7 protein-coding genes are annotated in these 7,974 nt (G+C 41.6%); 2 read left to right on the forward strand and 5 right to left on the reverse strand.

Annotated elements, in window-relative coordinates; all coding sequences use genetic code 11:
- Positions 1-7: 7 nt before the first annotated feature.
- Entirely contained in the window at positions 8-367 is a 360-nt protein-coding gene (locus tag ABFX15_RS05310) for a helix-turn-helix domain-containing protein (protein ID WP_346024444.1), read from the reverse strand.
- A 214-nt stretch (positions 368-581) separates the two neighbouring features.
- Positions 582-737: a hypothetical protein gene (locus tag ABFX15_RS05315; RefSeq protein WP_346024445.1), complete on the reverse strand. Its 156-nt coding sequence runs from the start codon at positions 735-737 to the stop codon at positions 582-584.
- A gap of 400 nt (positions 738-1,137) precedes the next feature.
- On the opposite strand from ABFX15_RS05315, the gene rpmG reads away from it, so the two are divergent.
- Entirely contained in the window at positions 1,138-1,287 is a 150-nt protein-coding gene (gene rpmG, locus ABFX15_RS05320; protein WP_091263938.1) for a 50S ribosomal protein L33, read from the forward strand.
- A gap of 562 nt (positions 1,288-1,849) precedes the next feature.
- On the opposite strand, the gene ABFX15_RS05325 is transcribed toward rpmG, so the two are convergent.
- Both ABFX15_RS05325 and ABFX15_RS05330 read right to left on the reverse strand, forming a co-directional pair.
- Complete coding sequence (locus tag ABFX15_RS05325; RefSeq protein ID WP_346024446.1) at positions 1,850-4,003, reverse strand: peptidoglycan D,D-transpeptidase FtsI family protein; 2,154 nt, start codon at positions 4,001-4,003, stop codon at positions 1,850-1,852.
- 252 nt (positions 4,004-4,255) lie between these two features.
- Complete coding sequence (locus tag ABFX15_RS05330) at positions 4,256-4,864, reverse strand: superoxide dismutase (RefSeq protein ID WP_091263932.1); 609 nt, start codon at positions 4,862-4,864, stop codon at positions 4,256-4,258.
- Between the two features lie 232 nt (positions 4,865-5,096).
- On the opposite strand from ABFX15_RS05330, the gene ABFX15_RS05335 reads away from it, so the two are divergent.
- Positions 5,097-5,888: a DUF1189 domain-containing protein gene (locus tag ABFX15_RS05335; RefSeq protein ID WP_346024447.1), complete on the forward strand. Its 792-nt coding sequence runs from the start codon at positions 5,097-5,099 to the stop codon at positions 5,886-5,888.
- A gap of 619 nt (positions 5,889-6,507) precedes the next feature.
- Here ABFX15_RS05335 and ABFX15_RS05340 read toward each other — a convergent pair.
- Positions 6,508-7,833 (reverse strand): DEAD/DEAH box helicase, encoded by a 1,326-nt coding sequence (locus ABFX15_RS05340; RefSeq protein WP_346024448.1) that lies wholly within the window; start codon positions 7,831-7,833, stop codon positions 6,508-6,510.
- Positions 7,834-7,974 lie beyond the last annotated feature (141 nt).

The following is a 7,974-nucleotide window of genomic DNA, read 5'->3' on the forward strand; positions in this document are numbered from 1 at the left end:
TGTTACATCAGGCATTTATGCCTTCCGTAATGTAATCGTTGATGACTTCCTGAACTGAACTTTGAGACAGATCAAGCTGTCTGGCTATTTCTCGAGTCGCTACCCCTTTAGTAAATAATGTAATGGTATTGTCTTTCATTAGACGAGTCATTTGTGCAGACTTTTCCTCATCTTCTATATCCACATTCAACTGAGCTTCTAAAGTATGTATCCTTTGATTCAAGTCGTAAACGGTTTTAGTGACTGCCAGTGAGAAACTCTCAAGCTCTCTATACGCTGCATCTTTCTCTTCTTTTTTTATAAGTGAATAGATGAATAATGCGATAGAAAGAATCAGGAGCAAGCCGGCTATCATCCACATTTCCATGGTTTTCCCTCCCTTGTATTTGTAGTTGACCTATAAAATAGTATCATATTTATGCATTATAAGAAAGACAGTAAAATTTTCATTTTCTTAACAAAGAAATGAGAGGAGCGAAAAAGACAGATATCAGTTAAACTGACACCTGCCTTTTATTATTCCTGATTTATTGATCTATTTCATTATCAGCTTCTTCAGATAGTTCCTCTATGATTTTTGGCTAGTCATCTCTTCTGTTTCTTTCGTCAACCAGTTTTTCAGTGACCGCGTCAACTAGTGCCTCATCATGAACCCTAGACTGAATGACTTCAGTAATGATATTGTCATCTGTCACTTTCTGCAGCTTCTGATTAACCGCACGTTCGATCAGGAACACTCGTCTATATTGTCAATTGCCACTTTGTTTTTTATCACCAGATACCTGTGACCCACCTCTTATTAGTTCACCTCTGTTTCAAAAGCCAATATTATTTTCTACTATGAATGATTTCATTATGTCATTTATACTACCATGTCAAAGAAAATCTTTCATCTTATCTCAAATGATTCTAATTGATTAACCATGTAAGCCTTCCTAGACAAACTGAACTTTAAATCAGCACATTGAGTCACTCTGCTGTTTCTTTAAAGAATTGACGTATTTTAGGGTCTGAAAAGGGAATATAACAAAAAAGAGTGGCATTTTTTTCTGAATCATGGTATTCTAGTCAAGGCGAATGGCTAGACACCTATCATGTTTGATAGCCTTCAAAACAGTAATATTGGGAGGGACAATCATGCGAGTAAACGTTACATTAGAATGTACAGACTGCAAAGAACGCAACTACCTAACATCTAAAAATAAACGTAATAACACAGAACGTTTGGAAGTTAAAAAATATTGCCCACGCGAACGCAAAGTTACTTTGCACCGCGAAACTAAATAAGTTTTAACTTTTTAACGTAATTCCGAAAGAAGTCTCCCACTTCTAAGCGTATGGGTGCGAAGCACCAGTGAAAGTGGGAGATGAATTTCGGTCAAGCGATAGCTTGAAGTGGTTAATGTCATTCTCATTTGGTATACTTTATATATAGACGATAACCAAGTCTATATAGGCGACAACCAAGCCTACTGAGTATTCCTTGGCGTTAGCCAAGTAAAAGAAAACCTATGAGGCAGGGACTGCCTTTTGAGCCTACCCATATCCGATTCCTCTGTCTGCATGAAACCTGTGCAGACAAGAATGGAGTTCGTAGGAAGCCCCCACTTCAAAATCCGGAGGATTTAAGTGGTGGGTAGTTCACAAGGAAGTCTGATTAATCAGGCTTTCTTTTTTTTGCACCATCACGCTTCACATATTTCTAGTCTGCTTCCAAGAGGTAACTGAACCCCTTGAAATGATATAATAAAATATACGCCAGCTGCTTTCCTTTACGAATTCTTAAGAAAAGAAGCTGGCGTATTCAATTTATTTGTATAATCTCGGTGGAAGATCATCTGCAAAGAATTTACTCCTCTTCACCTTGTATCTCTTCTGCACTCTCTTCCAGATCGCTGATATCTTCTGCCTCATTATATGAAGCTGAGCCTTCAAATTCACCTACACCGAAGTAAGCATCAAATACTCTTCTTGCCGCACGCTGGTTTTCCTGATTCGTCCGATTCTCGTTCGGTAAATTCGGTACAACGACTGCTACAGCTATTTCCGGATTGTCGTACGGTGCATAGCCGACAAAAGTCAGATTTGTCACAGAGACAGTGTTTCTTCCTAGGTCATCGTCCCAGTAGAAAGTCTCGGCTGTACCCGTTTTACCAGCAACCACATAAGGTGTACCCGAGAAGATCGTTCGGGCTGTTCCCTGGCTGCCGTTTACGGCCTGATAGAACCCCTGCTGGACCCTGCTCATTGCTTCTTCACTTGCATCAACATGGTTTAATATTTTCGGTTCTATTTCAGTCTTCAACGCACCTACTTGTCCATTTGAGGAATCAGTGTCTCTTATTTCTGAAACTAGTCGAGGAGCAAGACGCGTTCCGCCATTGGCAATGGTTGAAACGTACTGAGCCAACTGCATTGTAGTGTATGTGTCATACTGACCAAATGAAAAGAATAATGCTTCCGCTGCGTCTGTTCCCGGACCTTGATAGCCTGTTGACTCCGATGGTAGGTCAATTCCTGTTGGCACGCCTAGTCCGAACTGGTTAAAGTACTTACGCTGGGTGGCAAGGACTTCTCCACCGTTAATCGGCAGCCCTCCACCTGGTGTATAGTCATAAACTCCACCCATACGCATGGCCAGTCTCGCCATATAGACGTTGGAAGAACGCTCGAGTGCAGTAATGTCATTCATTGGAATCCGTCCGCTACCCCGGTTGAAGACTGATCGGATAGGGTTACTGCCTCTTATACGAATTGGTGTATCAACGATCGTATTGTTGCTGCTGTTAAGAACGCCTTCCATATAGCTAGCTAGTATGGTTGCTCCTTTAACTGAAGATCCCATAGTAAAGTTTTGGTTGATGGTTCCCAATGCATTGTCTCTTACTTCACCGTCACGAATTTCTTTACCTGTTAGAGCCAGAACATCACCATTTCTTGGATCCATCGCCACGATATAAATGCTGTTGTTAAGACCTTGTCGTTGAGCTAAAGAGTCGATCGCAATCTGTTCGACCTGTTCCTGGAAACCGATGTCGATGGTCAGAATCAGATTGTCGCCCTTCTCACCTGAATACTGTTCGATCTGATTTATAATCTCACCACGGCTGTTCGTTTCCGTATCCAGACGGGATTTTGATCCTCTAAGAACGGATTCGTATTGCCGTTCGATTTGACTTAAACCGACACGATCATTTCTAGAGTACCCTTGAGCCAGATATGTTCTCAAACGATCCTCAGGTACTCCTTGATCTTCACTCGATACTGTACCTAATATACTGCTCAGCATATCTCCTTCAGGATACATTCTGACCCAGTCAGTTCCGGTTCCCACACCCGGCAAGTTATCTAGATTTTCACTGATACGAGCAATTTCTTCATGCGTGACATCTTCGTTTTTTACATTGACGGTACTCAATGCATAGGCGGCATTCATTTTCTTGAATATCGCAGCCGCTTCAAGCTCACGTTCCGTCAGTTCTTCCAGTTCAGCGTCATCTACATAATTCAGCATAACCTGATAGGCATCCGATCCACCCATCGTCATTTCTTCATCTGACATTCTTTCACGAATAACGTCCTGATTACTTGCGATAAAGTAATCCTGGAGATCACGTCTGCTTAAGTCCGCGCCGGAATCGACAGCAAAAAATGGAACGGAAGGCATCGAAATATAGTCAGCCAGATCATAAGCGACTTCTGCCATCTGGCTAGCCGGAACATTACGCCCTCTCGTGTAGGTAATGGTGTGTCTTGCTTCATTCCCCACCAGACGTCTCAAGTTTGCATCAAATATTTCACCACGTGGCACACTGCCAGTGATCGTGGTTCTCTCTGTCCGATCAACTTCTGCCTGAAATTCATCTGCTCTAATAATCTGCAAGTAACCTAATCTAAGTATCAAACTAGAGAAAAGTAAAAATACAATAAAAAAGAGTAAATTCAATCGGAAAGGGATATGGGACTTTTTCTTATCTCTTCTTTTTTGAGCTGGTGTCTTCACTCAATTCCCTCCTGTGATGTGTATTATATTGTTGAATTTAGGATTGGTTTAATAGACCTGTTTCTATAAACGTTTAAAATCACGTAGTAGAGACTATTAACCTCTTACTAGTTTACCAAAACAGCCATTTAAAAGCCACATACCACGAAGAAATTTAAGGAAGAAAATGTAAATTTTCATTTTACATTCAAACTTTGTTCTCTAAAAAACTGGTCACCTTCAAAGAAGGAGACCAGTTCGATCGGTTGAGAATTATTTAGCTTCGTTAAAGCGTTTAGCCACTTCATCCCAGTTGACAACATTCCAGAATGCCTGGATGTAGTCAGGACGTCTGTTCTGATAGTTCAGGTAATACGCGTGTTCCCAGACGTCTAGTCCAAGAATAGGCGTTTTCCCTTCAGAATAAGGAGAGTCCTGGTTCAAAGTATCCATGACTTCCAATTTTCCGTCAGCAACAACTAACCATGCCCAGCCTGAACCGAAACGGCCAGCAGCTGTCTGATTAAATTTCTCTTTGAATTCACCGAAACCGCCAAATGCATCGTTGATTGCGTCAGCTAGTTCGCCTTCTGGTTCTCCTCCACCATTTGGAGATAAGATTTCCCAGAAAAGAGAGTGGTTGGCATGTCCGCCACCATTATTTCTTACTGCAGTTCTGATATCTTCTGGAACAGAATCCAGTTTTTTCATTAAGTCCACAATACTTAATTCAGCAAGCTCAGGGTGATTTTCCAGTGCTGCGTTTGTTTTAGTTACATATGCCGCATGGTGCTTATCATGATGGAGATGCATCGTATCTTTATCGATGTGTGGCTCCAATGCATCATAATCATAAGGTAGATCTGGTAAAGTGTACGTCATAGTTAACATTCCTCCCAATACAAATTATCGTACATCTTTATTTTATCACTTATGATTATTTTAGCAAATAAAATTGCTTTATTTTAGTAAGTCTCCCTTTTAGACCTTATCAGACCAATGACACTTATCGTAATCAGTTTAGCGCTGCTAGTCAGTCAAAAGTCTGATTGCTTTTTTTCAGCCGGCAACGTACACTGTTTCTATGAGAAATTGACGATAAGGAAGGTAAAATGTGAAAGAATATATACTTATTGGATTCTTAAATCCTAAAAAGCTTGTACAAGCGAAAAATATGACCAGAAAACAGGTGTTGGCTTACTTCACGTTCCTGACGCTCATCCTAACCCTGTCCCTGGCCTCCCTGTTATCTAATGTAATGGGCAATCTTCAAAATGACGGAACAGAAATAGCAGAGACCTTACCCACCTTCACCATTGAAGACGGTCAACTGCAGACAGAAGCTGATCAGGAAACCTACGTGCATCAGACTAATTTATTCCTGTTCTTCTTCGATCCAAACGGTGCCATAGAGACGAACGAAATTGATGCCAACCTGGAACGCTTAAATGTCCCAATTGGTATCGGTTTGATGCAGGACGAGTTCTACATGAATGTGACCGGGCGCTCACTCCCAGTCAGTTATGAACAGCTGGATGGACTGGACGATACTTATCTACGAACAACTTTTCAGCAGATCGGCAGACTGTCTCCACTTGTCCTAGTGCTGATTTTCTTAATTGCCTATTTTGCCAGTGCCTTTGTATTACTATATGAGTGGCTGATCGTATCACTATTTGCCAACATCCTAGTTACCCTGTTCCGCCTACGTTTCAAATTCAGAAAGAACGCTCGTATGGCACTCGTCAGTTTAAGTGTACCGACCCTCTTGCTTTCTATTTTGGAAGGAATCGGCCTGGCCGTTCCTTTTGCTTTCGAACTGAAGCTCGGATTCGCCTTGTATTTCCTGTTCACCTCTTTAAAAGCGGTCGCTCCTGAACGAAAAGATCCTCACAACAAGGGATAACATAATATTTTTTATAGAGCAAGTAACCTGTAATGGGAGCTTGCTCTATTTTTTTGTCCTGTGACGGTCCTTTTGACTGAGGTTGATGATGTAGGTCGATTTTCATCTCTAATCGAGTCGATGAACTACTGCTGCGTCGATTCTCAGTTTATTAGTGGTTACCATCTTGCCTACGAACTACAGGTAGAGTAAGTTTAGTTGTAGTTTATTTCCCATAGTCAGAAATAAGATATAGCTAGGACCGCTCTAGTTATATTTTAGAGCTGCAAAAAGATCATAATCACCGTTAGGAGGCTTCTAGCTGCAGTTTTTCTGCCGAAAAAGCTTTAAACTATCATTAGAATGCTTTTAGCGGGACCTTTTTAAGGGCATAGGTAGCGGAACTGTAGTTAGAGGCAATTCTACTTATATCTTAACAATACGTGGTAAGGTTAAACTGTAACTAGGCAGCTTGATTAGGACTATTTTGTATCGCTTGCTTTGATAATGAGCCGATCACGACTAACTCACTCAATAATTTATAGAAAAAAACCGTGAGCACCTTATAAAATACCAATCCTCTCCAAATATAAAAAAGCAGCGTTCCCTTGATATAATGGGTTCGCTGCTTCTAAGTTAGTTAGTCTCTGTCGTTTCGACGTTCAAGTCGTCTTGCGCGCTGTCTTTTCGCCTGTTTCTTACGTTCAATCTTCCGCTTGTATCCCGGTTTGATGTTCTTCTTGGCCTTCTTTCTCATCCCGTGAATTTCAGGGTCAAAGGATACCTCTTTGCTGACAGGCTTACGCTTGTCCCGACGGTTACGGTCATATGAATCGACGATTTCACCGTTCTTGATTTCCTTAGGTTTAAATTCAATGCCTTTTTTCTCAATGATTTGAATATCCTGCTCATCATCTGGGCCGTAAAGAGTAATCGCAGTACCTGGAAGCTGATTACGTCCTGTTCTACCAACTCGGTGAACGAAGAAATCCAGATCCTGAGGGACTTCAGCATTGATGACATGTGAGATACCTTCTATGTCGATGCCCCGTGCAGCCAGATCGGTCGCTACAACGTACTGATAGTCCAGGTTCTGAACCTGTCTCATGACACGGCGACGTTCTCTTGAAGAGATGCCTCCGTGAATGACTGCTACATCCAGGCCTTTTTTCTTAAGGGAACGGGCTATGTCATCAACATGTTCTTTTGTATTTGCAAATACCAGTGCGAGATAAGGTTGTCCGATCGTCAGCAAGTTGTAGATCAGGTCGATCTTGTTCTTGCCTTTGGTAGAAATCAGCCAGTTATCAACAGTATCCGCAATAACCTGCTCGTTTTCCACTTCGATGATCAATGGACTCTTCATATATTTCTTCAGGAAAGGCTGAAGCTTCTGAGGTATGGTTGCGGAAAAGACCAGCATCTGTCCATTTTCAGGCAGACGAGAGGCAATCTGGTCAACATCTTCCAGGAATCCCATGTCCAAGGTCATATCCGCTTCATCAACGACCATGAATGGAGCTGTGTGTGTCAGAAGTGCGTTGGCATTGATCAAGTCCAGAAGACGACCAGGTGTACCGATCGCTACATGCGGCTGCTTATTGCTGAGTTTTTGAATCTGACGGTTTTTATCTGTTCCGCCGATAAATGACTGCACAATGATTTCCTGCTCAGAATGTTCTGCCAGCTGAGAGGCTGCATTGTATAACTGTTCAGCCAGTTCACGACTTGGTGCAGTAATAACGACTTGAACAGTGTTTCTCTCTGGGTTCAGTTTATTAAATAAAGGCAGTAAGAACGCGTGCGTTTTACCGGATCCAGTCTGAGACTGTCCGATAATATCTCTTCCTTTTTTAACCTCTGGAATCACTTTATTTTGAATGTCTGTGGGTTCGTTAAAGCCGATTTCTGAAATGGCTTCAATCAGGTAAGGCGATAAATTAAATTTATCAAATGGGTGTGTCATATTATATTCCTCTTTTCTGTTCTCTATGTATTGTACCAAAGCTTGAGACTTCAAGCCACAGTAAAATCGCACAATCGCTGTCATAAGACATATAGAATAAAGGGTTTCCTGAAAACAGCTCTTGAAAAGTCAGTTACCAGA

The organism is Alkalibacterium indicireducens (genome assembly GCF_039522005.1).
GTDB classification, from domain to species: Bacteria; Bacillota; Bacilli; order Lactobacillales; family Carnobacteriaceae_A; genus Alkalibacterium; species Alkalibacterium indicireducens.